Genomic DNA, 22542 nt, shown 5'->3' with positions numbered 1-22542 from the left:
ATTAAACCGATAGTTTTTTCCTATTGCTCCGAAGCTGGTTCAAAGTCTGTTAAAAGCCTTACAGCCTATGGACTTTTTCTCTTAAATTTGACTTTTACTATTCTTCATCATAGCACTTTAAAACTCATTTTATTTTAGTTCATTATAACTTTTTGACTTTTAACTGTCAATATACCATAATTGTACTATTTTTTGACTAAATATTCTGCTAAAATCAAATCCTCTGGCGTTGTTATTTTAATATTAGTATATTCTCCATCATAAAGATAAACTTTATTATTAAAAAGTTCTACTACCATTGTATCATCAGTAACTTCAATACCCTTTTGCCTAATTTTTTTATGACATTCATATATCATATCATAATCAAAAGCTTGTGGTGTTTGAACTGCCATAAGATTACTTCTAGCTGGTGTATGTATTGAAAAATTATCTTCATTCTTAACCTTTATAGTATCCTTTGGTACAACTCCCGGTGCTGTAGCCTTGTAAATTTTAGCATATTTAACAGCATCATTTATTATTCTCTGAGATACAAATGGTCTAGCTCCGTCATGGATCAATATTATATCTGTTCCTGCTGCTTTAACTAATGCATTATATACAGAATCTTGTCTTTCTTTTCCTCCGATAATTAATTCATCAACTGACAATTTATATTTGTTTAAAACTTCAATTTTGCAATATTCCAGTTCGTCTTCTGGTACAACTAAAAAAATCTTATCAATCAAATTATTATCTATAAACTGTTTAAGAGTGTAATAAAGAATGGGCTTGCCATTCAAATCTATATATTGTTTACTTTGAACAGCGCCCATTCTTTTACCTCTTCCTCCAGCTAATACTATCGCACTAACCATATCGAAAGTTCTCCTTAATTTCTAATTTTCTTTTGGCTTTGCAAAAATCATTCTTCCCGCTGCTGTTTGAAGAACTGATGTAACTATAACAAGCGTTGTTTGACCTATATATTTTCTTCCACTTTCTACAACAATCATAGTCCCATCATCTAAATAAGCTACTCCTTGGCTTGACTCCTTACCATCTTTTACTATATCAATTTTCATTTCTTCTCCAGGTAATACAACAGGCTTTATTGCATTTGATAATTCATTTATATTTAATACTGGCACGCCTTGAAACTCTGCAACTTTATTAAGATTATAATCATTAGTTATAACTTTTCCATTCATTTTTTGCGCAAGTTTCAATAGCTTAGCATCAACTTCTGCAATTTTAGGAAAATCATCATCTACAATTTGAGTTTCTATTGCCAATTCCTTTTGGATTTTATTTAATATATCTAATCCTCTTCTCCCTCTATTTCGCTTTAGAGAATCAGATGAATCAGATATATGGCGTAACTCATCTAATACAAAATTAGGTATAACCAATGGACCTTCAACAAATCCTGTTTCACAAATATCGAATATTCTTCCATCGATTATAACTGATGTATCTAATATTTTCGGAATTCCTTTTATTGATTCTTTTTTATCTTTTATTGTTTCTTTTACTTTTTTTTCTTTAACAACTGGTTTCTTGATATTAACAAGCAATGCAGTTATATCTTCTTTTTTCTTTATCATTATTTCTGCACCTATTACTGCTGCTAACAAATTTAGTAATATTAGTAGTATTGGTCCTATTAATCGTATATCATTTATTGGCTTTGCTATAAATGTCATAAGAATTAAAGCAACAACAGCTCCTGATGTTCCATAAATTATTTCTGTTATGCTCACTTTTTGCATGCTTTTTTCAATATATTCAATTAGATTAGAAACCCCTTTATATATAACAGGAGAAATAATATAAAATATAATTCCAAAAACAATAGATATAATAATAACAAAAACTACATTTGCGATAGTACTTGAAAGATATGTTAAATTTGCAACTTGTGGTATTGCAAGCAATATCTCAGATACAACATAACCTATAATTAATCCTAAAAGAGAAAACACTCCCGTCAATAACTTCTTTAACAAATACTTCACCTCCTTATTTTTAATTGTTTACACTTTTTTAGTGTTTTAACCTTATTTGCTTAAATATTTTGTTCTATATATTGTTAATTATAACATACAATGAGTGTATCTAAAATTAATAAATTATTAAGTTTAGTAAACAATCCCCCTATGAATATTATAAATTATTGTGTATTATATACACATATTTCAAACCATATAAACTGTTTCCATTATTTTTTATATTATAATACAATTTTTTAATTATGTTAATTTTGTTAAGGAGCTGAAACATATGAAGGATATGATATTTGATAATTTTCAAGATTGTGTAAATGAATCTCTTATTCGCCATAAAAGCATTTTAGATGTTCTTACTAAATATAGTGAATCTACTGCATTAGTAAATAGATCTATTGCAAAAGCTGTTACTAATTGTGGTTGTATAAAAATTAACGCTAGTAAGCAACATTTACCTGATCAAAATTCTTCCATAGAAAACTTAAATAATTATATACATACTCATCTTGCAGGTGAACCCTGTGACAATTGTCGTGAAATTATAGAAAAGGAAATTGGTAATAATATTTTTTATCTTACATCTTTATGTAATAATTTAAATATAAATCTATATGACGTATTTATCAAAGAATATTCTAAACTAAGTACACTAGGCAAATTTAATTTAAGATAAAAGTTAACATCTTAAGCGCATTAACAAAAATATAAAGTCAAACACCAACTTCCATTATTATACTACTAACAAAATTATATTATACATTTATAAAACAATTTCTATAATATTAATTTATATTTTTGATATGCATTAATAAAAAAACTCGGTTAAAAACAATTTACCGAGTTTTTTTATCATATTTCTTTTTTTAATGTTATTTGCTCTTTTATACGTTTCAATCCATCTTTAATAGCAGTTGCTCTTGCTTCTCCTATTCCCTCAACTTTGTCAAGGTCATCTATATCCGCATCTATAACGCTACTTAATTCTTTAAATTCCTTAATAAGATTATCAATTACATTCGATGGTATCCTAGGAACTTTACTTAACACTCTATAACCTTTTGGTGATATTAATGTATCTACAAGTGGAATTCCACCATGACCTAAAGCTCGTGCTATTGCATCTAAATCCACTAATTCAGATGAATTTAACCTTTGAATATGTTCATATACATCATTATATTGTAATTCATCATTACAATAATCCTTGATTAGCAATATTCCATCTCTTTCTATATGTTTAACCAACTCGTTTAATTGCATAGATATTAATCTTCCTTCATTGCCAAGCTCTAATATATACATATTTATTTCTTCAACTATTCTCATGACCATTTCAGTTCTTTGTATTGCAGTAACTACATCAAACAGTGTCGTTAAATCTTGAAATTCTAGCAAATTTAAATTGTTAGTAACTCTATCAAGAACTGACACATATTTTTCTAAAGTTTGAATAGCTTGATTTGCCTTGCTTAAAATTACGCTGCTTTCTCTTAATACATATTTTATATCACCTTTATATACAGTTATTATATTTCTTCTTTGAGAAATAGCGACCACTATATTATTTGTTTGCCTAGCAACTCTATGTGCTGTTCTATGCCTAGTTCCAGTTTCGTATGTTGGAATTGATGAATCCGGTATTAATTGCGTATTAGCGCAAACTATTTTTTTTAAATCTCCTGTTATTACTATTGCACCATCCATTTTAGCTAACTCATACACATACGATGGAGTATAATCAGAATTAATGTAAAATCCTCCATCAACTAATTCCATGACCTCTTCATCGTCCCCAATTACTATTAATCCTCCAGTTTTTGCTCTTAATATATTTTCAAGACCTTCCCTTAGTTGAGTGCCTGGGCACATTATCTTTAAGACATCTTTTATTCCTATTCCCTTTTCTATTCTCATACACTCACCCATTTTCTTTACAAAATATTAATTATTATGAATATAATATTATATATACCTATTATATATTTTTTATGTTAAATTGTTTTTTCGTTACATTAAATATTAAACTCTAAATTCTATAATACTATATTAAATATAATCTCTCAATGCTATTTAATAAGTTTACATATAATATTAATTATATACATGCTGAATTACCTGATTTAATGTTTTTAATTCAATTATTTCTATTCCATCAGACTTATTATAACCTCTCATAAATGAATCTTTAGGAACATAAACTCGTTTAAATCCCATTCTTGCTAATTCTTTAACTCTACTTTCTAATGAAGGCACTTTTTTTAATTCCCCAGTTAATCCTACATCAGCTATAAATGCTATAGTTGATTCTATTCCACGCTGCTTTACAGATGATACTATACTCATTATTACAGCTAAATTAATTCCTTGTTCTCTTATTTTTATTCCACCTGTAGTTTTTATAATTACATTTTTATCATATAAATTAATCCCACCACGTTGTTCTAATATAGATATCAAGGTATTTAATTTATCTTTTCCTAGTGTTTCACCTATCCTGGTTGGATATGGAGTGAAACTTTTAGAAACAAGACTCTCTATTTCAGTTATAATTGCCCTTGTTCCTTCCTTTATCACGGTTAATGCACTTCCTGATACTATTTCGTCATCTTCACGCTTTGTCATAAAAAATTCTGATGGGTTATCTATTGAAATCATACCATTCTCACACATTTGAAAAAATCCGTTTTCAATACCACCGAACCTATTTTTTGAACTAACAAGTACACGTAATTCTTCATCATTATCATCTTCTATAATAAGAACTGTGTCAACTAAATGCTCCAATGCTCTTAATCCCGCAAGCTCATCATTCTTTGTCATTTGTCCTACTATAATAACAGCTCTTGGCTTATTCTCATTTTTAGCTATCTTAAGTAATGCATTCGCACACTCCATAGTTTGAGTTGGTGATCCCGCTCTCGCTGGTAATGCTTTTTCAATAGTGAATGTTTGAATACTATCTATAATTAATAAATCTGGATCTACCTCTTCGACTGAATATAATACATTATCTAAACTTGTTTCTTGAAGTACCCATATATCCTTATTAATTGTTTCAAGAATTCTATCTGCTCTGTTCTTTATTTGACTGTCGCTCTCTTCTCCTGAAGCGTAAATAACCTTACAGCCTTTTTTAGCTACAGCATCTGAAATTTGAAGAAGAAGTGTTGATTTTCCAGCTCCTGGTCTTGCAGTTATAATTGAGATTGAATCTTTTACAATTCCGCCTCCCATTACTCTATCAAATTCATTTATTCCAGTAATAATTCTATCACTTTTATTTGAAATAACTTCGAAAAGTTTTTTGATCGGTTTTTTAGATGATTGAGATACTTTTGATATTGAGGTTTTCATATCAATTATTATCTCATCTAATGTATTCCAACTATTGCATGTCGGGCATTTTCCTAACCATTTTATACTTTCAAATCCACAATTTGAACATCTGTATAATGTTTTTTGTTTCATAAATTTCTCCTTATATTAAATATCGTAAATATTTCTTCGTTATTTATATATTTTTAATTGAATTCATTTTATTACTTTATATAAATCATTTAAATAACAAAAAAACTATTCGTATTATTTAATTATATCAATTTGAATATTTAAATTTGATATGTCTACCATAAATCGTATTTTAATTATCCTTAATAGCTTAAATTATTAATATAATCTACTTTTTCATTCTAACTAAATCATTATTTTTATTATATCATATAATAATTTTAAACTATTTGTATTATTTTTTATACAGTATCTTCATGACTTTATCCTAAACTTATATTGATTTATTTTTGTATAAGTAATTAATTTTTACAAAAACTATTATTGATAAGTTTAATCTAGCTTCAAAATAAAATAACAACTATCATTTTAACAACAATATATTAATGTGTTGATAGGTTATTCAAACTATATTATAATATTAATTATTAAATAATAATTATTAATTAAGGAGGTAGATTTATGATAAAAGTATATACTACTGATTCTTGCCCTTGGTGTGTTAAGGTAAAAAATTATCTTAAATCAGAAAATCTTGAATTTGAAGAATTAAATGTTCAAGATGATATGGAAGCTAGAGAAGAAATGATAAAAAAATCTCATCAAATGGGAGTTCCTGTTTTAGATATCAATGATAATATTATTATAGGTTTTGATAAACCGTCTATATTAAAGGCTTTAGGCAATAAATAGAAGAGGCAGACAATGCCTCTTCTATTTATTTTTATATTAATTAGTTATTCTTTTGTAATATATATTTTTCTGCATTCAATAAAGCTATTGTACCATCAGCAACTGCTGTAGTAATTTGTCTGTATTTCTTTTCTCTAACATCACCTGCTGCATATACACCTTTTATATTTGTTTGCATATCCTCATCCGTAATTATATATCCCTGTTCATTTAAATTTAAATATTTTTTTACTTCATCAGTTTTGGGTTCTGTTCCTATATATCCAAATACAGCTTCTACATTTAAATCGCAAGTCTTTCCAGTCTTTGTATTTTTTATTGTAACTGATTCTAAAAATGTTGTACCTTTTACTCCTATTAAATCCTCATTTAATAACACTTCTATTTTAGGATGTCTAAACACTTCGTCTATTAACGACTGCTCACCTTTAAAATAATCATATCTTCTTATTATATATATTTTTTCAGCAAATCTTGTTAAAAATATAGCTTCTTCCAATGCTGAATTTCCTCCGCCTACAACCGCTATCTTCTTTCCTTCATACATTGCACCATCACAAACAGCACAGTAATGAATACCCTTACCTTCAAATTCCTTTTCCTCTGGAATAGGTAATTTTTTAGGCGTAGCTCCAGTAGCAATTATCACTGCCTTAGGTTTATATATACAAGTTTCAGTTTCAATTATTTTTTTATCATCTGAAAGATCTATATTTTCAATTAAATCAAACTCATCTATTGTTGCTCCTAGTGATTCAGCTTGAGATTGAAAAATATCAGCCAATTCTCCACCCTTTATGCTTTTAAATCCAGGATAATTTTCTATGCTATAGCTATTTCTAACCTGACCACCTAATAGTTTATTTTCTAATAACAATGTATTTAGCTTGGCTCTTCCTGCATACATGGCTGCTGTAAGCCCTGCTGGACCACCACCAATTATAATCAAATCTAATTCCTTTGTATTTTTACTCATATCTTCACCTAATTCTCTTTAAGCTAATTTACTGAAAACAAGTTTATTTTCTAATTCATTAACTTTTATTTTATCTCCAATTTTTATATTTCCTTGCAATATTTCTTCGCTTAATCTATCTTCAACTTCTTTTATAATAAGTCTTCTTAATGGTCTTGCACCATAATCAAGATCAATACCTTTATTCAATAGGAACTTTTTGCTATCATCTTCGAAATTTAAATAAATATCTCTACCTTGAAGTCTTGTTCTTATTGATGCTAACATTAAATCCATAATTTTATCTAAATCCTCATCACTTAATTTATGGAATACTATTGTATCATCAATTCTATTTAAAAATTCTGGCTTAAATGTTCTCTTTAATTCTTCCAATATGTTTTCTTTCATTTTTTCATATTCAGATTCAGTATTAACACTATTATTAAATCCTATACTCTTCTGTTTTTTAATTTCATGTGCACCAACATTTGAAGTCATTATTATTATTGTATTTTTAAAGTTAACAACCTTACCTTTACCATCTGTAAGTCTTCCATCTTCCATAATTTGAAGTAAGACATTAAATATATCTGGATGAGCCTTTTCAATCTCATCTAAAAGCACTATTGAATATGGTTTTCTTCTAACTGCCTCTGTAAGCTGACCACCATCTTCATGACCCACATATCCTGGAGGCGCTCCAATTAATTTAGCAACTGAATGACTTTCCATATATTCTGACATATCAACTCTTATAATACTATTTTCATCACCAAACATTGCTTCTGCAAGTGCCTTAGATAATTCAGTCTTTCCAACTCCTGTAGGTCCTAGGAATATAAAACTTCCAATTGGCCTATTAGGATCTTTTATCCCAACCCTTGCTCTCCTTACCGCTCTAGCTATCGATTTTACGGCTTCATGCTGCCCAACTACTCTTTTATGAAGTATATTTTCTAGATTTAATAACTTCTCACTTTCTGATTCAGTTAACTTTTGAATTGGAATTTTAGTCCAAGTTGATACTACACTTGCTATTTTTTCTGCATCTACAACTAATTCTTGAACTGAGTTGTGAGTTCTCCAATCTTTTTTCATATTGTCTAATTGTTCTTTCAATGCTCTCTCTTGATCTCTCAAATGTGCTGCTCTTTCAAAAGCTTGAACTCTTATAGCATCTTCTTTTTCCTTATCTATATTATCTATTTTTTCTTCTAAATCCTTTAGGTCTGGAGGAGTTGTTAAGTTTTGTATCCTTACTTTGGCAGATCCCTCATCTATTAAATCAATAGCTTTATCTGGCATATACCTATCTGTTATATATCTATCTGATAAATTTACAGCTGCTTCTAATGCCTCATCTGTAATTTTAACCCTATGGTGAGCTTCATACTTATCTCTCAAGCCCTTTAAAATTTGCAAGGTTTCATCTTTTGATGGTTCTCCCACCATTACTGGTTGAAATCTTCTTTCAAGCGCTGAATCTTTCTCAATATACTTCCTATATTCATCAATGGTTGTTGCTCCAATACATTGAATTTCGCCTCTTGCTAACGCTGGTTTTAATATATTAGATGCATCAATAGCACCTTCTGCTCCACCTGCTCCAATTATTGTATGGATTTCATCTATGAATACAATAACGTTTTTATCCTTACGAATTTCTTCCATTGTTTTCTTTAATCGTTCTTCAAATTCACCTCTATATTTTGCTCCTGCAATCATAGATGTCAAATCTAAAGAAATAACCCTTTTATTTTTAAGTGTTTCCGGTATATTTCCTTCAACTATTCTCTGTGCTAATCCTTCAACAACTGCAGTTTTACCTACTCCTGGTTCTCCAATTAGACAAGGATTATTTTTAATTCTTCTGCAAAGAATCTCTAATACTCTTTGATTTTCTATCTCTCTCCCAACTACAGGATCTAATACTTCTTCTCGTGCTAACTGCGTTAAGTCTCTTCCATACTTATCTAGCATAGGTGTTTTTTCCTTTTTATTATTTGGAGCATCTGCATCACTTGATTTGTCCTCATAGTTGCCTGATAAAAATTTATTCAATTCTCTACTTATACCCAAAAAATTTAATTTTAAACTTTTTAAAATTGTGTATGCCATGCCTTCTTCCTGATTAAGTAAAGCAAATAAGATATGCTCTGGACTAACATACTTATGATTTAATTTCTTAGCTTCTTCAAAGCTCTCATCAAGTAACCTTTTAGTTCTAGGTGTCAACAAAATATCTTCTTCTGATTTTATAATATCTCCATATCCAAGATATTTTTGAACCATATCCCTTATATTTTCAATATCAATTCCATATTTTTTCAACAATTTAGCTGAATACCCTTCTTCTTTTAAAATTCCAAGTAAAACATGTTCTGTCCCCACATAACCATGCTTAAATTTTTCTGATTCATTTTCAGCTTCTAAAATTACCATCTGTGCTCTTTCCGTTAATTTGTTATATTCCATCTTTTCAACCCTCACAATCTTCTAAATTATATTAATATTTCTTTTACAAGTTTAGCTCTCTCAAATTTAATTTGTTTAGCATCTAAGGATTTTTCCAAATGATTTTGAAGTGATAAATTCTTTGTCACTACAAGTAATTCATTTAACTTATTTTTATCAATGTCTATAAGTGAAAGTTCTGCTCCCAATCTAACATCAGACAATAAATTAATAGTTTCCTTAAATTCTAAAAGCACTGCTGATTTTAATATTCCATATGCCCTATACACCTTGTCTTCTAATTCATATTTACATTTACTTAATAATATTTCTCTAAATTTCTTTTCTTCTGAAATTATATTTAAAACCATACTTTTTAATTGACTCGTAATATCCTCTTCTGTAATTCCTAAAGATACTTTATTAAATATTTCATATATATTACCATAAACCTCTGTTCCTTCTGAATAAACCCCTTTAATATTTATTCCAACTTGGTCAAGGTGCTTTGAAATATTTTTAATTTCATCACTCATTTTAAGTGCTGGTAAATGTATCACCACTGATGCTTTCATACCTGTACCTAAATTCTCTAATTTTGTAGTTAAGTACCCTAACTTTTCGTCAAATGCATAATTTAAATTTTTTTCTATTTTATCATCAATAATTATCGCATTTTTTAGAGCATCCTCTAAATTTAACCCCGCTGTTATACATTGTAATTTTATATGATCTTCTTCATTTATCATTATACTTAACGTTTCATCTTCATTTACTACAAAAGATGCTTTATCAGCATTTTTAAATAATTCTTTACTGATTAAATTTTTTTCTTCATATTCCTTATTTATATTTTCATCACTATTCCACATCTCATATAAAGTAATTTTTTCATCATTCAATTCATTTACAAGTACATTATATATATTTTTTCCATTCTCTCTACCTTTTATATAATTCAACTTATTAGGAAAAGGTAAATCCTTGAAATTTCTAGATAATTTTATCTTGCTACTAAGTACTATATCATTATCATTCTCATTATTACTTTTATGAATCCAATTGTTCATTACACTTTTCCTCCTTCTTTGTTTTAGTTTCATCTTTTTCTGTATTGCTTTCTAATATAAACATTTCTAATTCTTTTATTTGATCTCTTACAATTGCTGCTTTCTCATATTCTTCAGTTACTATTAATTTTTGTAATTCAAGCTTCAAATCCTTTAATTTTCTTCTTCTTGAAAATTCTTTTCCACTAATCTTAGGTATTCTTCCAATATGCTTTATTTTTCCTTGAGTACTTTGTATTAGAGATTCCAGCAATTGTCCAAATTCCTTATAACAATTAGCACATCCCATTTTACCTGTCTTTTTAAATTCTTTATAAGTCAACCCACAACTATGACAAACAAGATTATTTTCATCTACTTTAGCAATTGGTACATTCGATAATATTCCTGTTAATATGCTTTGAAATGGGAAATTTGCTTCTTCTGCAAATGAACTTAGAAATGGAATATTTGTTATATTCTTCGCACAATCTTCACATAGCCAAATTTCATGTTTCTCTCCATTAACTATTTTAACCAAATTTATTTTAGCTTCATTTTTCTTACATTTTTCACATAACATATATATCCCCACCTTTAAGATAAAATTATCATAATCATTGCTTTTAAAATATCAGCCCTTACCTTATTTCTATCTCCTGCTGAAACTAAAGTTCTATCATTTATTGCTATTTTCATTATTTCATATTCTCGTTCTTCTATTATTTCAGATTCCAATAAATTATTTAATAATGCTAATGCATTATGATATGTTATCATATCTCCTATACTTTGATTTATTAATTCTTCTCTTCTATTAGAACCATCATGTTCTAAATGTTTAATGGCTATATGGCCGCCACCACCTCTTTTACTCTCAATTAAGTATCCCTTTTCATAGGTAAATCTAGTTGTCAATACATAATTAATTTGTGATGGTGCACATCTAAATTGATCTGCTAATTCATTTCTTTGTATAAAAATAACCTTTTTATCATCTTCATTGAACATTTGCTTTATAAAATCTTCAATTATATCTGAAAGTCTTGCCATAACATCACCTACTTAAACCTTAATTTGAATATTTGTTTTTGACTTACTTTGACTTTATACTATTATACTATTATTTTTTTTAATTTTAAAGATATAAATTCTATATATTAATCCTTAAAATTTATGATTATTTTTTCTTATATATGTTAATAATATATTCATACAATCTAGTTTTATATGGAGGACTATTATGCAACTAATTTGGTATGGACATTCATGTTTTTTAATCAAAACATCTACTGGAAAAAGAATCTTAATGGATCCATTTGAAGATTCTATAGGTTATAATAATGACTTTCCAAAGTGTGATTTAATTACCATTAGTCATAATCATTTCGATCATTCATATTTGAATAAAGCTAATGAAAAAACTAAAGTCATTAACGAATTAGGTTTTTTTGACATGAATTATTTAACTATTGAGGGGTTTAGCTCATTTCATGATAAATCTAATGGTGCTAAGAGAGGTCTAAATATTATATATGTTCTAAAAATCAATAATGTTACAATATGCCATTTGGGTGATTTAGGACATATTCCAACTCCATTACTATTAGAAAACCTAAAAAATATTGATATTTTACTTGTTCCTATTGGAGGTCATTTTACATTAAATGGATTTGATGCCACAACAACATGTAATTTAATATCACCAAAATATATAATTCCTATGCATTATAAAAACAATATAACGACTTTATATTTAGATGATCCCAAAAGTTTTATTATATCTATGAAAAATATAAAAAAACTAAACTCAAACACAATAGACTATAATAGTTTACATTATAGTACTAAATGTCAAGTTCTTCTATTAACTCCCCCATATACTTAATTATATTTTCTCAAAAAAAAGACCGTCTTATTCAGACGATCTCCCTTTTATTATTCTTGGTTTGGAGCTCCTACTGGGCAAACATTAGCACAGTTTCCGCAATCAATACAAGTATCTGCATCGATAACAAATTGAGTATCTCCTTGACTTATAGCGCTAACTGGACATTCTGAAGCGCATGCTCCACAACTAACACATGAATCATTAATAACAAATGCCATCTAGAACACCTCCTAATAAATTGTGGTAATTAACCAACTCTATTTTATCATGTATTCCAATGTTTTTAAAGTATTTTGTGATATGCAAATATTAATTTTCATATATTAATTTCTATAAATCACTATTAAATGACTATATACCCCAAATCTTCTATGTTCTCAACAATCTTTTTAATATCTAAAAAGTTATTATATATTATTGTTATTTCTTTTTTGGATAATGATGTCTGAATTGCTATAATACCAGAATTCTTGACAACACATTTCTGAATTATTTTTACATCTTGCTGAGATTCCATATTGCAAATCTTAATAATGGATTTCATAGAAACGCCTCCTATTTTTCATTAATAAGATTTTTTATCAATTTCTTGTCTTCTTCTGATTCAATAACAAGTTTAATATTGCTTTCATCAATTGTATCTTCATATTTTCCGGATATAAGCTCTATTTCATTTATTTTAAAGTCTTCGATCACTTCTTCGTCGCCTCGTTTAAGTTTTACTTTTACAGTTTCTTTAACTATTGAATTTCCCACAACATCTCCAGTTCCATCTATAGTTTTAACAACAGATCCAACCTTAGGTAATCTTTTTCTTATATCTTCATATGTAGATTGCTCATAATTCAAACAACACATTAATCTTCCGCATATGCCTGATATCTTAGTTGGATTTAATGAAAGATTTTGTTCCTTAGCCATTTTAATAGACACAGATGCAAAATCACCTAAAAATGTAGAACAGCACATAGATCTGCCACATGGGCCAAGGCCCCCAACCATTTTAGCTTCATCTCTTACACCTATTTGCCTTAGTTCAATTCTAGTCTTAAAAATAGTAGCTAAATCTTTAACCAATTCTCTAAAATCAACTCTTCCATCAGCTGTAAAATAAAATATTACTTTATGATTATCAAATGTATACTCAACATCTATTAATTTCATATTCAATTTATGTTCTTGAATTTTATTTAAGCATATATCTAATGCATCTTTTTCTTTTTCCTTATTTTCTTTATGTTTATTAATATCCTTATCATCTGCTATTCTTATAACATTTTTTAATGGTGATACAATTTCTTCTTCCTTTATTTCTTTAATTCCTATAACACATTCACCAAACTCTATTCCTCTAGCTGTTTCTACTATTACATAATCACCCTTTTTTACAAGTAGTTCCGCTGGACTAAAATAATAGATTTTTCCTGCTTTTTTGAATCTAACTCCTATAACTTTTATCATAATTATACCTCCGCAAATCCCATAAGCAAAACACTTATGGTCATTGAATAGTTTGTATTGCTATTAAAATTTAGCCTTGCTTCTTTTATGTATTCTAACATACAATTTAACTTTTTATAAGATATGCCTCTTGAAATATATTTTATTTTATCTACTTTATCAAAATTCACAATTAATTCACTCTTATTGAGTTCTTTAAAAATCATGATATCTCTTATATATAAAAGAAGTATATTCAATATTTCCATTTGCTCTTCTTTTAAATTCTTAAATAACTCTTTATATTTTAGCACAATTCCTTGCTCTCTTTTTAAAATATCTTCAAATAATTGTATACATATATTTCTTAAATCTTTTAAACTTTCATCTCCTATAAATCTATCTACTTTTCCTGGAATTCCTGTACTATAAGCTACTGCTGCTCTCTTATCCGATTCTGCTAAATCACTATGTTTATATTCAATATACTGTATCATTTCTTCTTTCGATAGTGGAGTTAATTTATATACCTGACAACGTGATTGTATAGTATCTAAAATTGATTCTAAAGAATCACTCAATAATATCAAGTAAACACCTTTTGGAGGTTCCTCAATAGTTTTAAGTAATGCATTTTGAGCTTGAATTGTTAATTTATCACATCTATATAGAATTAATACTTTTCTGTTTCCTTCATATGGTTTCTTATTAACTTCCTCTATTATATTTCTAACATCATCTACTCCAAAAGAGTTAGACGATGGATGATATTTTACGATATCTACACTTTCTAAATCATTGCTTTTTTTCATGATTTTATTGGAAAGGTATCTAGCTAATACGCTTTTCCCAATACCATCATTTCCAACTATTAAATTTGCATGAGAAAATGAATCATTTAAATTTCTTTTGTTAATACCAGCAATTATATTTTCATGTCCGACTATTTTTCTCAATGCTTATCTCCTCTCAATATCATATTTTTATAAATTGATCTACATCAATTACAAATATAGTAGCGCCTCCTACATTAATTTGTATAGGATAATGCTGCATATATCCACTTTCACTCCCGTTGGAAGTTGTTGGGGTAGCTAATATTTCTTTTCTCTTCTTGCATATTTTCTTAATAATATTAACAACAGATTGAACCTTTTCTTCTTCAACTCCAACCATTAATGTTGTATTACCAGATTTAAGAAAACCTCCAGTTGTCGCTAACTTCGTAACTCCATAGTTTTCATCTGTTAAAGATTGTAGAACCTCTTTTGAATCTTCATCCTGTACAATTGCGATTACTAACTTCATCCAATTCCCACCCTTAATCAATGTAATTATCTATGTCTTAATTCTACCATAAATAAATGCTTTTTTAATTATTTAATTCATATTTGCGCTTATTTTGGCTTTTAATATTTTCTTTATATCACTAATCACATTTTCCTTTGACTTAGATGCATCTATCTTTATTATTCTATGTTTATTATTCTCATAAACAATATTATATCCTACTCTAACATTTTCATGAAAATCCAATTTTTCTAGATCCAACCTGTTTATTTCTCTCTGATTACTACTACTAATTCTTTCTAATCCTATCTTCGGATCAAGATCAAACAATATTGATATATCTGGCATATATTCTCCTATAGCAAACTTGTTTATACTCATTACTTCTTCAATTCCTAGCCCCCTTGCATAACCTTGATATGCTAACGAAGAATCTATAAATCTATCACAAAGAACTATAGTTTCATTTTGTAATGCAGGTATTACTTTTTCAACAAGATGTTGACGTCTTGCAGCTGCATAAAGTAAAGCTTCTGTTCGTCCATCCATTGCTGTATTATCTTTATTCAAAATAACTTGTCTTATTTCTTCAGATATCTTAATACCACCCGGCTCTCTTGTTTTTATACATTTAAAATTGTTTTCTATCAACCAGTTATATATTGCTTCAATAGCAGTAGTTTTTCCTGTTCCTTCTCCACCTTCAAAAACTATAAATAAACCTTTTGTCATTTACATCCCTCACTCTTAGGCATGCTCATTAAATAGAATTTTCTTTATTTCATTTTTATACATATTGTAATCTTGATCAATCACTTTTGTATTTACTATTTTCTCTTCACATGTCCTACAAATTTTTTCTCCATTTAGTATTATACCATTACAATCACTTGCTCCACACAAAAAACATGATTTATTTAGATTGTTCATCTATCTCTACACCTCTTTACATATTGATTATTTATATTTAAATTATTAACCTATTATACATTTTTAATACAACTTATATTTTAAATAATCTTTAGGTTTCTATGCATAATGAAAATATTTTTATTTCTATTTGGCAACAATAATAAAGTACAGAAAAGTTTATTATTGTATTAGACTAATCTAATTTTTTCATTTAAAGCCTAATAATTTATTCTATACATTAAACAATAATAAAAGGAAAGGAGACGTTACTGCAAATCAAAAGTTTTATAAAATCAAGTTTCTAATTTTATAAGTTTTCAGTAACAAAATTAATTTTATGAAGCAAAAAATTATTTCTTTTTTATCAACTTGTAATGAAGATATAAAAGACTTGTGTACTTATTTATATAAAAATCCAGAGACTAGTTATAATGAATCTAAATCTTCCAATTACATTTGTGAATTACTAGAAAAATATGATTTTAAAATCACAAAAAATTTTTTAAATATTAATAATTCTTTTGTTGCCAAGAAGGGCAGTGGTCATCCAAAAATATGTTATCTTTGCGAATATGATGCTATAGAAAATAAAGGACATATAACTGGTCATAATATGGTGACAGCAATGTCTGTTGAAGCCACATTAGCATTAGGTCATGTTATAGATACTATTGGCGGATCTGTGATACTAATTGGTTGCCCTGGTGAATATTTAGGTGGAACTAAAGGAACCATGGTAAAACAAGGAGTGTTCGACGATATTGATATAGTAATGCTAGCCCATCCGGATACATTGACTTGCGAAAGTGGATCTTCCTCAGCAATAATTCCATTAGGAGTAACATTTGAAGGTGAAGATGGGTTAAGCTTTTTAAACAAAAATACCTATACACCTTTAGACTCAGCTTTGTTAACTATTAATATCTTAAATTCCATAAAGAAAAGCTTTCCTGATAATTTAGAAATAAATTCCATTATATCAAACGGCGGATATACTCCATTATTAATACCATCAAAGTCTGACGTTAAATTTTATATTCGTGCATCAAATTCAAAAACAGCTGAATATGGTGATACTAAAATAAGAAAAATAGTAAAACTTGTAACTGATTTAACAGAAATAAAGAGTAAATTCTTCCTATATGAATATCCAAATAAAGAACTAATCACAAATCGCACTCTGAATAGATTGTTTAGTCACAATTTAAAGGAAAATGGAATAATCAATATAAATCCTCCGCGAGATATATATGCAGGACTGAGTATTGGTGATGTAAGTCATAAAGTTCCTTGTATACATCCTTATGTATCAATAATAGAAGAATCCTCAATCACAAAATATGGTAGCACAGATTTTGCAAAAGCTACTGTATCTGATTTTGCATTAAAGCAATGTCACATAGTAGCATTGTCTCTCGCATGTACAGCGATAGATTTAATTAAAAATGAAACTTTGCTAAATGAAGTTAAACACGAATTTTTTAATAACCTAAAATAATTAAACATAATACATAATAAAATTTTTTCAAATATAATTCTAATACTTCAATAAAACAATGATATAATCTCATTTATAATTTATTAAAAACCTAGGTTTAAATAAATTTGAATGAGATTATATTTATTTTAATTACAAATATAATTTATTCAGATTTTGATACAAAATAAGCATTAAATAATAAACGATTCTCATTAAAAAATACTTATATAATATTAATTTTAAATTTCTTATATATTGTTTATCTATCAACTATTTATGTTATACTTCTTGTTTACAAACTATTGCTTAATAGTATAATATTAATTGAACTGCAAGGAGGTGTTTTTAATTGATTCAAATATACAAAAGTGAAAGTGAATATAATTCTAATTTAAAATCAATTGATACGATAGAAAATGGTTCATGGATAAATATAGTAGCTCCATCAGATGAAGAATTAATATTAATCTCAAAAAAAACTGGCGTTACTCTTGAATTTTTAAAGGCAGCATTAGATGATGAAGAAACTTCACGTATTGATATGGAAGATGATTCTTTACTTGTAATAGTAGATATTCCATTTACAGAAATGGAAGATAATTCACTTACATATGATACTTATCCATTAGCAATAATACATACTGAAAAACAACTAATTACTGTATGCCTTAAAAATAGTAAGATTTTAACGGACTTTGCTAATTCAAGGGTTAAATCCTTTTACACCTTTAAAAAATCTAGATTTACTCTCCAAATTCTAAATAGGATATCAACTTATTATTTACTATATTTAAGACAAATTGATAAAAAAAGTTTAATGATTGAAAAAAGACTTCATAAATCAATGAAAAATAGAGAACTTATACAATTACATTCATTAGAAAAATCTCTTGTCTATTTTTCTACGTCATTAAAAGCTAATGAAATTACATTAGAAAAAATGTTAAAAGTAGAATTAATGCAAAAATATGAGGAAGATAAAGATGTTTTAGAAGATGTTATTATTGAAAATAAACAAGCTATAGAAATGACTGAAATTTATAGTAACATATTAGCTAGTACAATGGATTTCTTTGCCTCTGTAATATCTAACAACCTAAATATCGTAATGAAAGTTCTTGCATCCGTTACAATACTTATGGCAATACCTACTATTATGGGTGGAATTTACGGAATGAATATAGATTATTTACCTTTTGCACAAGGACCCCATTCGTTTGCAATTGTTATGGGGATGACTGTAGCAATATGTTTATTAGTTGCATTTATATTATATAAAAAGGATATGTTTAATTAACATACCCTTTATATATAATACACATAAATAATATGTGGATTATAACAATTAAAAATCATTTTTTTGAGACTTATTATATTTTAAATACACAAATTTTGTTTATCGTTTTCACCTGAACGTGCTCTAAGTGTAGCTTCAATCTCTTCAAGAGAACGATTACGTGTTTCAAATACCTTAGACTTAACAAACCAAATTGCTACAAAACAAATAATACCATAACCAATAAACAGACTTCCTGTGCCAAAGTAATCCAATAATGTAGGGAATGTTAATGATACCACCATATTTGAAGCCCAATTAATTACACTACTAAAAGAATTACCTAAACCACGAATGTTTAATGGGAATACTTCTCCAATCATTACCCACATTACAGGTCCCCAAGTAGCTGAAAAGAAAGCAATATAAATAGTTAAGGCAATAACACAGATAATTGAAGCCGTGAATGAACCATTAGAAAATTTCATTGAAACACTCATAATTATTAAAGAAACACCCATTCCAATAGCACCATAAATTAACATTTTTTTACGATCAATTTTATCCATAATAGCAACAGCTATAGCCGTAATTATAACATTAAAAATTCCAATTCCGATATGAGCAAGCAAGGCTGCTTGAACACCAAAGCCAACATTAGTAAAAATAGTTGGTGCATAATATAGAACTGTATTACATCCCATAACCTGTTGAAAAACAGCTAAACCAAAACCAATAATTAAAGCTGGACGAACAAAGTTACCAAATAGTTCCTTAATCCCACCACTTTTAATTTCAGCTTGCTTTTTAATTTGAATAAGTTCCTTTTTAACAATACTTTGATTATTTTTGTTCATTTGTATTAAAACTTCTTTAGCTTCATCAAGTCGACCATCTTTAACTAAAAATCGAGGACTTTCTGGCAATATAAGAGCACCTAAGAAAAGAATTGCAGCTGGAATTGCAGCAAAACCAAGCATTATACGCCAACCGCTATACAAACCTGAGAAACTATAATTAGTTATATAAGCTAAAAGGATTCCACTCATAACCATTAATTGAAATAAACTTGACATAGATCCACGTTTTTCAGCTGGTGATAATTCAGCTAGATATGTTGGAATTAAAGCAGATGATGCTCCAACCGCAATACCAAGAACAATACGAGATAACATCAATGTCCAAAATTCTGGCGAAAATGCTGATCCAAGTGCACCAACAAAGAAAATAAGTGATGATAACAAAATCAACTTTTTACGCCCATACTTATCTGACATTGGTCCAATAATTGCAGCTCCAAGTACAGCTCCTAATAATACAGAACTAACAATCCACCCTTGTTGCCATGAATTAAGATTCATTTGTTTTTCAATAAATAAAATAGCACCTGAAATAACTCCAGTATCATAACCAAACAAAAGACCACTAAGTGCACCAAAAACATATATTAAAGAATTACGAACTTTTATATTCACTAAAAATCATCTCCTATTTTTTATTTTATTGGATCGTAAATTTATATATTGCAGTGCATTTATAGTATTCCTCCGATTTATCCCGTTAGAATACTACATTCATCATTTGCAGTAAGGTTGTCTGATTTTACTATAACTTTATCTAAAAACACTCCCGAAAGTTTTAAGTTCCAATTCACTATGCTATCAACTTAACTACTTACATATCTATAATCTAGTTATCTTGTTAGTATTCTGATACATTACTCTTTTTAAGCTAGAAACTTTCTTTCAGAAACTTTAAGCATTATCTGCAACTACTTAATCAGACCTATAATTTTTATTAAAACGTTATCATAAAGCTTTGAAAAATCCATTCCCTTCTTAATAATATTGTCAATCTAAAATGTTCTCTCATTAATTAATCTATTACTTGTTAAATATTATAATTTAATATGAATATTAATTTTAAATTAGGTACCTAATACTTTTTACAAATTTAGTATATCACTTTCAGTAAACTTTTTCAACAAACTTTATAAAGTTATTTTAATATTATATTTATAAAGTTTATTATATTAATTTACTATTATATAAACTTACAAATTACTTTAAAAATAATCATATACTTACACAAAAAATAAAATCTAAACAAAAAAAATTCTCATTACACTTTTTTGTGATGTGAGAATTCCCTTTAAAATTATACCATTTACTAATAAATTGTACACATATCTAAAAAAACAAATACAGCGTATACTGTACAAATCACAGTATACGCTGTATCTAATAAATTGGAGGCGCCACCCAGATTTGAACTGGGGAATAAAGGTTTTGCAGACCTCTGCCTTACCACTTGGCTATAGCGCCATATATGGTGGCTCGAACTGGAATCGAACCAGTGACACGAGGATTTTCAGTCCTCTGCTCTACCGACTGAGCTATCGAGCCATCTTACCTCGCAACTTCTTACTCTTCCACACAGTCTCCCATGCAGTACCATCAGCGTTATAGACCTTAACTGTCCTGTTCGGAATGGAAAGGAGTGTTACCTCTATGCCATCGTCACGAGATTTATTGAAAGATATTATTCTTTCAAAATTGCATATAATTTTTAATGTATTACAACTTGATTATATTGGTCAAGCCCTCGACCTATTAGTATCAGTCAGCTAAATACGTTGCCGCACTTACACCTCTGACCTATCAACCTTGTAGTCTTCAAGGGGTCTTACTAGCTTATGCTATGGGAAATCTCATCTTGAGGTGGGCTTCACACTTAGATGCTTTCAGCGTTTATCCCTTCCCGACTTAGCTACCCAGCTATGCTTCTGGCGAAACAACTGGTACACCATAGGTCAGTCCATCCCGGTCCTCTCGTACTAAGGACAGCTCCTCTCAAATTTCCTACGCCCGCGACGGATAGGGACCGAACTGTCTCACGACGTTCTGAACCCAGCTCGCGTGCCGCTTTAATGGGCGAACAGCCCAACCCTTGGGACCTACTTCAGCCCCAGGATGCGACGAGCCGACATCGAGGTGCCAAACCTCCCCGTCGATGTGAACTCTTGGGGGAGATCAGCCTGTTATCCCCGAGGTAGCTTTTATCCGTTGAGCGATGGCCCTCCCACGAGGTACCACCGGATCACTAAGCCCGACTTTCGTCCCTGCTCCACTTGTAGGTGTCGCAGTCAGGCTCCCTTCTGCCTTTGCACTCTTCGAACGATTTCCGACCGTTCTGAGGGAACCTTTGGGCGCCTCCGTTACATTTTAGGAGGCGACCGCCCCAGTCAAACTGCCCACCTAACAATGTCCTGTCACCAGTTTCATGGCATCCAGTTAGAATTTCAATACTATCAGGGTGGTATCCCAACAACGACTCCACTAAGGCTGACGCCCTAGTTTCCCAGTCTCCCACCTATCCTGTACAGACAATACCGAAATTCAATGCTAAGCTACAGTAAAGCTCTACGGGGTCTTTCCGTCCAATCGCGGGTAGCGAGCATCTTCACTCGCACTACAACTTCGCCGGATTTGCAGTTGAGACAGTGCACAAGTCATTACGCCATTCGTGCGGGTCAGAACTTACCTGACAAGGAATTTCGCTACCTTAGGACCGTTATAGTTACGGCCGCCGTTTACTGGGG

22 protein-coding genes, 2 tRNA genes, 2 rRNA genes and 1 other annotated feature (2 of these 27 cut by a window edge) are annotated in these 22542 nt (G+C 29.1%); of the genes, 5 read left to right on the top strand and 21 right to left on the bottom strand.

Annotated features, from left to right (window positions below; all coding sequences use genetic code 11):
• Positions 1-120, bottom strand: a binding site (T-box leader) (it extends 60 nt beyond the left edge of the window).
• A 65-nt stretch (positions 121-185) separates the two neighbouring features.
• Both ispD and CLSA_RS00885 read right to left on the bottom strand, forming a co-directional pair.
• Positions 186-860: a 2-C-methyl-D-erythritol 4-phosphate cytidylyltransferase gene (gene ispD / locus CLSA_RS00890; RefSeq protein WP_022743529.1), complete on the bottom strand. Its 675-nt coding sequence runs from the start codon at positions 858-860 to the stop codon at positions 186-188.
• 21 nt (positions 861-881) lie between these two features.
• Positions 882-1991, bottom strand: a complete 1110-nt coding sequence (locus tag CLSA_RS00885; protein ID WP_022743528.1) for a PIN/TRAM domain-containing protein — start codon at positions 1989-1991, stop codon at positions 882-884.
• 274 nt (positions 1992-2265) lie between these two features.
• Here CLSA_RS00885 and CLSA_RS00880 point away from each other — a divergent pair, with 274 nt between their 5' ends.
• Positions 2266-2664, top strand: coding sequence for a nucleoside triphosphate pyrophosphohydrolase family protein (locus CLSA_RS00880; RefSeq protein ID WP_022743527.1), 399 nt, complete (start codon positions 2266-2268; stop codon positions 2662-2664).
• 176 nt (positions 2665-2840) lie between these two features.
• Here CLSA_RS00880 and disA read toward each other — a convergent pair whose 3' ends face one another.
• The gene (gene disA / locus CLSA_RS00875; protein WP_022743526.1) at positions 2841-3905 is read right to left on the bottom strand and encodes a DNA integrity scanning diadenylate cyclase DisA; all 1065 of its coding nucleotides are present in this window, start codon (positions 3903-3905) and stop codon (positions 2841-2843) included.
• A 177-nt stretch (positions 3906-4082) separates the two neighbouring features.
• Positions 4083-5459 carry a DNA repair protein RadA gene (radA, locus tag CLSA_RS00870; RefSeq protein WP_022743525.1) on the bottom strand — a complete coding sequence of 459 codons (1377 nt, stop codon included), beginning with the start codon at positions 5457-5459 and terminating at the stop codon, positions 4083-4085.
• A 501-nt stretch (positions 5460-5960) separates the two neighbouring features.
• Here radA and CLSA_RS00865 point away from each other — a divergent pair.
• Positions 5961-6191: a glutaredoxin family protein gene (locus CLSA_RS00865; protein WP_022743524.1), complete on the top strand. Its 231-nt coding sequence runs from the start codon at positions 5961-5963 to the stop codon at positions 6189-6191.
• Positions 6192-6231: 40 nt separating this feature from the next.
• On the opposite strand, the gene trxB is transcribed toward CLSA_RS00865, so the two are convergent.
• From trxB to CLSA_RS00840, 5 genes are read right to left on the bottom strand one after another with little or no spacing between them, the layout of a single operon-like run.
• Positions 6232-7167, bottom strand: a complete 936-nt coding sequence (trxB, locus tag CLSA_RS00860) for a thioredoxin-disulfide reductase (protein ID WP_022743523.1) — start codon at positions 7165-7167, stop codon at positions 6232-6234.
• Between the two features lie 18 nt (positions 7168-7185).
• Positions 7186-9624, bottom strand: a complete 2439-nt coding sequence (locus CLSA_RS00855; protein WP_022743522.1) for an ATP-dependent Clp protease ATP-binding subunit — start codon at positions 9622-9624, stop codon at positions 7186-7188.
• Between the two features lie 26 nt (positions 9625-9650).
• Positions 9651-10673: a protein arginine kinase gene (locus CLSA_RS00850; protein WP_022743521.1), complete on the bottom strand. Its 1023-nt coding sequence runs from the start codon at positions 10671-10673 to the stop codon at positions 9651-9653.
• The gene (locus tag CLSA_RS00845) at positions 10654-11235 is read right to left on the bottom strand and encodes a UvrB/UvrC motif-containing protein (RefSeq protein ID WP_022743520.1); all 582 of its coding nucleotides are present in this window, start codon (positions 11233-11235) and stop codon (positions 10654-10656) included. The genes CLSA_RS00850 and CLSA_RS00845 overlap by 20 nt, the downstream gene beginning before the upstream one ends.
• Before the next feature lie 14 nt (positions 11236-11249).
• Entirely contained in the window at positions 11250-11705 is a 456-nt protein-coding gene (locus CLSA_RS00840) for a CtsR family transcriptional regulator (protein WP_022743519.1), read from the bottom strand.
• A gap of 190 nt (positions 11706-11895) precedes the next feature.
• On the opposite strand from CLSA_RS00840, the gene CLSA_RS00835 reads away from it, so the two are divergent.
• On the top strand, positions 11896-12540 hold the full coding sequence (locus CLSA_RS00835) for an MBL fold metallo-hydrolase (protein WP_022743518.1): 645 nt from the start codon (positions 11896-11898) through the stop codon (positions 12538-12540).
• Between the two features lie 50 nt (positions 12541-12590).
• Here the strand turns inward: CLSA_RS00835 and CLSA_RS00830 are convergent, their stop codons facing one another.
• From CLSA_RS00830 to CLSA_RS00800, 7 genes are all read right to left on the bottom strand, one after another.
• Positions 12591-12761: a DUF362 domain-containing protein gene (locus CLSA_RS00830; RefSeq protein WP_022743517.1), complete on the bottom strand. Its 171-nt coding sequence runs from the start codon at positions 12759-12761 to the stop codon at positions 12591-12593.
• A 125-nt stretch (positions 12762-12886) separates the two neighbouring features.
• Positions 12887-13087 (bottom strand): heavy-metal-associated domain-containing protein, encoded by a 201-nt coding sequence (locus CLSA_RS00825; RefSeq protein ID WP_041715984.1) that lies wholly within the window; start codon positions 13085-13087, stop codon positions 12887-12889.
• Between the two features lie 11 nt (positions 13088-13098).
• Positions 13099-14004 (bottom strand): PSP1 domain-containing protein, encoded by a 906-nt coding sequence (locus tag CLSA_RS00820; RefSeq protein ID WP_022743515.1) that lies wholly within the window; start codon positions 14002-14004, stop codon positions 13099-13101.
• A gap of 2 nt (positions 14005-14006) precedes the next feature.
• Positions 14007-14939 carry a DNA polymerase III subunit delta' gene (locus tag CLSA_RS00815; RefSeq protein ID WP_022743514.1) on the bottom strand — a complete coding sequence of 311 codons (933 nt, stop codon included), beginning with the start codon at positions 14937-14939 and terminating at the stop codon, positions 14007-14009.
• A 19-nt stretch (positions 14940-14958) separates the two neighbouring features.
• On the bottom strand, positions 14959-15291 hold the full coding sequence (locus CLSA_RS00810) for a cyclic-di-AMP receptor (protein WP_022743513.1): 333 nt from the start codon (positions 15289-15291) through the stop codon (positions 14959-14961).
• A 72-nt stretch (positions 15292-15363) separates the two neighbouring features.
• Positions 15364-16005, bottom strand: coding sequence for a dTMP kinase (tmk, locus tag CLSA_RS00805; RefSeq protein ID WP_022743512.1), 642 nt, complete (start codon positions 16003-16005; stop codon positions 15364-15366).
• 15 nt (positions 16006-16020) lie between these two features.
• Positions 16021-16203, bottom strand: coding sequence for a sigma factor G inhibitor Gin (locus tag CLSA_RS00800; protein WP_041715982.1), 183 nt, complete (start codon positions 16201-16203; stop codon positions 16021-16023).
• Positions 16204-16522: 319 nt separating this feature from the next.
• On the opposite strand from CLSA_RS00800, the gene CLSA_RS00795 reads away from it, so the two are divergent.
• Both CLSA_RS00795 and CLSA_RS00790 read left to right on the top strand, forming a co-directional pair.
• Complete coding sequence (locus CLSA_RS00795; RefSeq protein WP_022743510.1) at positions 16523-17683, top strand: zinc-binding metallopeptidase family protein; 1161 nt, start codon at positions 16523-16525, stop codon at positions 17681-17683.
• Between the two features lie 331 nt (positions 17684-18014).
• On the top strand, positions 18015-18962 hold the full coding sequence (locus CLSA_RS00790; RefSeq protein WP_022743509.1) for a magnesium transporter CorA family protein: 948 nt from the start codon (positions 18015-18017) through the stop codon (positions 18960-18962).
• A gap of 80 nt (positions 18963-19042) precedes the next feature.
• Here CLSA_RS00790 and CLSA_RS00785 read toward each other — a convergent pair whose 3' ends face one another.
• The 5 genes from CLSA_RS00785 to CLSA_RS00765 all read right to left on the bottom strand — a co-directional run.
• Positions 19043-20416 carry a sugar porter family MFS transporter gene (locus CLSA_RS00785; protein ID WP_022743508.1) on the bottom strand — a complete coding sequence of 458 codons (1374 nt, stop codon included), beginning with the start codon at positions 20414-20416 and terminating at the stop codon, positions 19043-19045.
• 774 nt (positions 20417-21190) lie between these two features.
• Positions 21191-21265, bottom strand: a tRNA-Cys gene (locus CLSA_RS00780).
• 5 nt (positions 21266-21270) lie between these two features.
• Positions 21271-21346 (bottom strand) — tRNA-Phe (locus tag CLSA_RS00775).
• A 5-nt stretch (positions 21347-21351) separates the two neighbouring features.
• Positions 21352-21468: ribosomal RNA gene (gene rrf / locus CLSA_RS00770) — 5S ribosomal RNA — on the bottom strand.
• Positions 21469-21533: 65 nt separating this feature from the next.
• Positions 21534-22542 (bottom strand): 23S ribosomal RNA (locus CLSA_RS00765) (it continues 1901 nt past the right edge of the window).

The sequence above is a fragment of the Clostridium saccharobutylicum DSM 13864 genome (assembly GCF_000473995.1).
Taxonomy (GTDB): domain Bacteria; phylum Bacillota; class Clostridia; order Clostridiales; family Clostridiaceae; genus Clostridium; species Clostridium saccharobutylicum.
This window is presented reverse-complemented; position numbering and strand designations above follow the sequence as displayed.

What these genes read in the sequence shown, in the direction of transcription:
- ispD (WP_022743529.1), bottom strand. Translation starts at nt 860, where the DNA reads ATGGTTAGTGCGATAGTATTAGCTGGAGGAAGAGGTAAAAGAATGGGC.
- CLSA_RS00880 (WP_022743527.1), top strand. Translation starts at nt 2,266, where the DNA reads ATGAAGGATATGATATTTGATAATTTTCAAGATTGTGTAAATGAATCT.
- disA (WP_022743526.1), bottom strand. Translation starts at nt 3,905, where the DNA reads ATGAGAATAGAAAAGGGAATAGGAATAAAAGATGTCTTAAAGATAATG.
- radA (WP_022743525.1), bottom strand. Translation starts at nt 5,459, where the DNA reads ATGAAACAAAAAACATTATACAGATGTTCAAATTGTGGATTTGAAAGT.
- CLSA_RS00865 (WP_022743524.1), top strand. Translation starts at nt 5,961, where the DNA reads ATGATAAAAGTATATACTACTGATTCTTGCCCTTGGTGTGTTAAGGTA.
- trxB (WP_022743523.1), bottom strand. Translation starts at nt 7,167, where the DNA reads ATGAGTAAAAATACAAAGGAATTAGATTTGATTATAATTGGTGGTGGT.
- CLSA_RS00855 (WP_022743522.1), bottom strand. Translation starts at nt 9,624, where the DNA reads ATGGAATATAACAAATTAACGGAAAGAGCACAGATGGTAATTTTAGAA.
- CLSA_RS00850 (WP_022743521.1), bottom strand. Translation starts at nt 10,673, where the DNA reads ATGAACAATTGGATTCATAAAAGTAATAATGAGAATGATAATGATATA.
- CLSA_RS00845 (WP_022743520.1), bottom strand. Translation starts at nt 11,235, where the DNA reads ATGTTATGTGAAAAATGTAAGAAAAATGAAGCTAAAATAAATTTGGTT.
- CLSA_RS00840 (WP_022743519.1), bottom strand. Translation starts at nt 11,705, where the DNA reads ATGGCAAGACTTTCAGATATAATTGAAGATTTTATAAAGCAAATGTTC.
- CLSA_RS00835 (WP_022743518.1), top strand. Translation starts at nt 11,896, where the DNA reads ATGCAACTAATTTGGTATGGACATTCATGTTTTTTAATCAAAACATCT.
- CLSA_RS00830 (WP_022743517.1), bottom strand. Translation starts at nt 12,761, where the DNA reads ATGGCATTTGTTATTAATGATTCATGTGTTAGTTGTGGAGCATGCGCT.
- CLSA_RS00825 (WP_041715984.1), bottom strand. Translation starts at nt 13,087, where the DNA reads ATGAAATCCATTATTAAGATTTGCAATATGGAATCTCAGCAAGATGTA.
- CLSA_RS00820 (WP_022743515.1), bottom strand. Translation starts at nt 14,004, where the DNA reads ATGATAAAAGTTATAGGAGTTAGATTCAAAAAAGCAGGAAAAATCTAT.
- CLSA_RS00810 (WP_022743513.1), bottom strand. Translation starts at nt 15,291, where the DNA reads ATGAAGTTAGTAATCGCAATTGTACAGGATGAAGATTCAAAAGAGGTT.
- tmk (WP_022743512.1), bottom strand. Translation starts at nt 16,005, where the DNA reads ATGACAAAAGGTTTATTTATAGTTTTTGAAGGTGGAGAAGGAACAGGA.
- CLSA_RS00800 (WP_041715982.1), bottom strand. Translation starts at nt 16,203, where the DNA reads ATGAACAATCTAAATAAATCATGTTTTTTGTGTGGAGCAAGTGATTGT.
- CLSA_RS00795 (WP_022743510.1), top strand. Translation starts at nt 16,523, where the DNA reads ATGAAGCAAAAAATTATTTCTTTTTTATCAACTTGTAATGAAGATATA.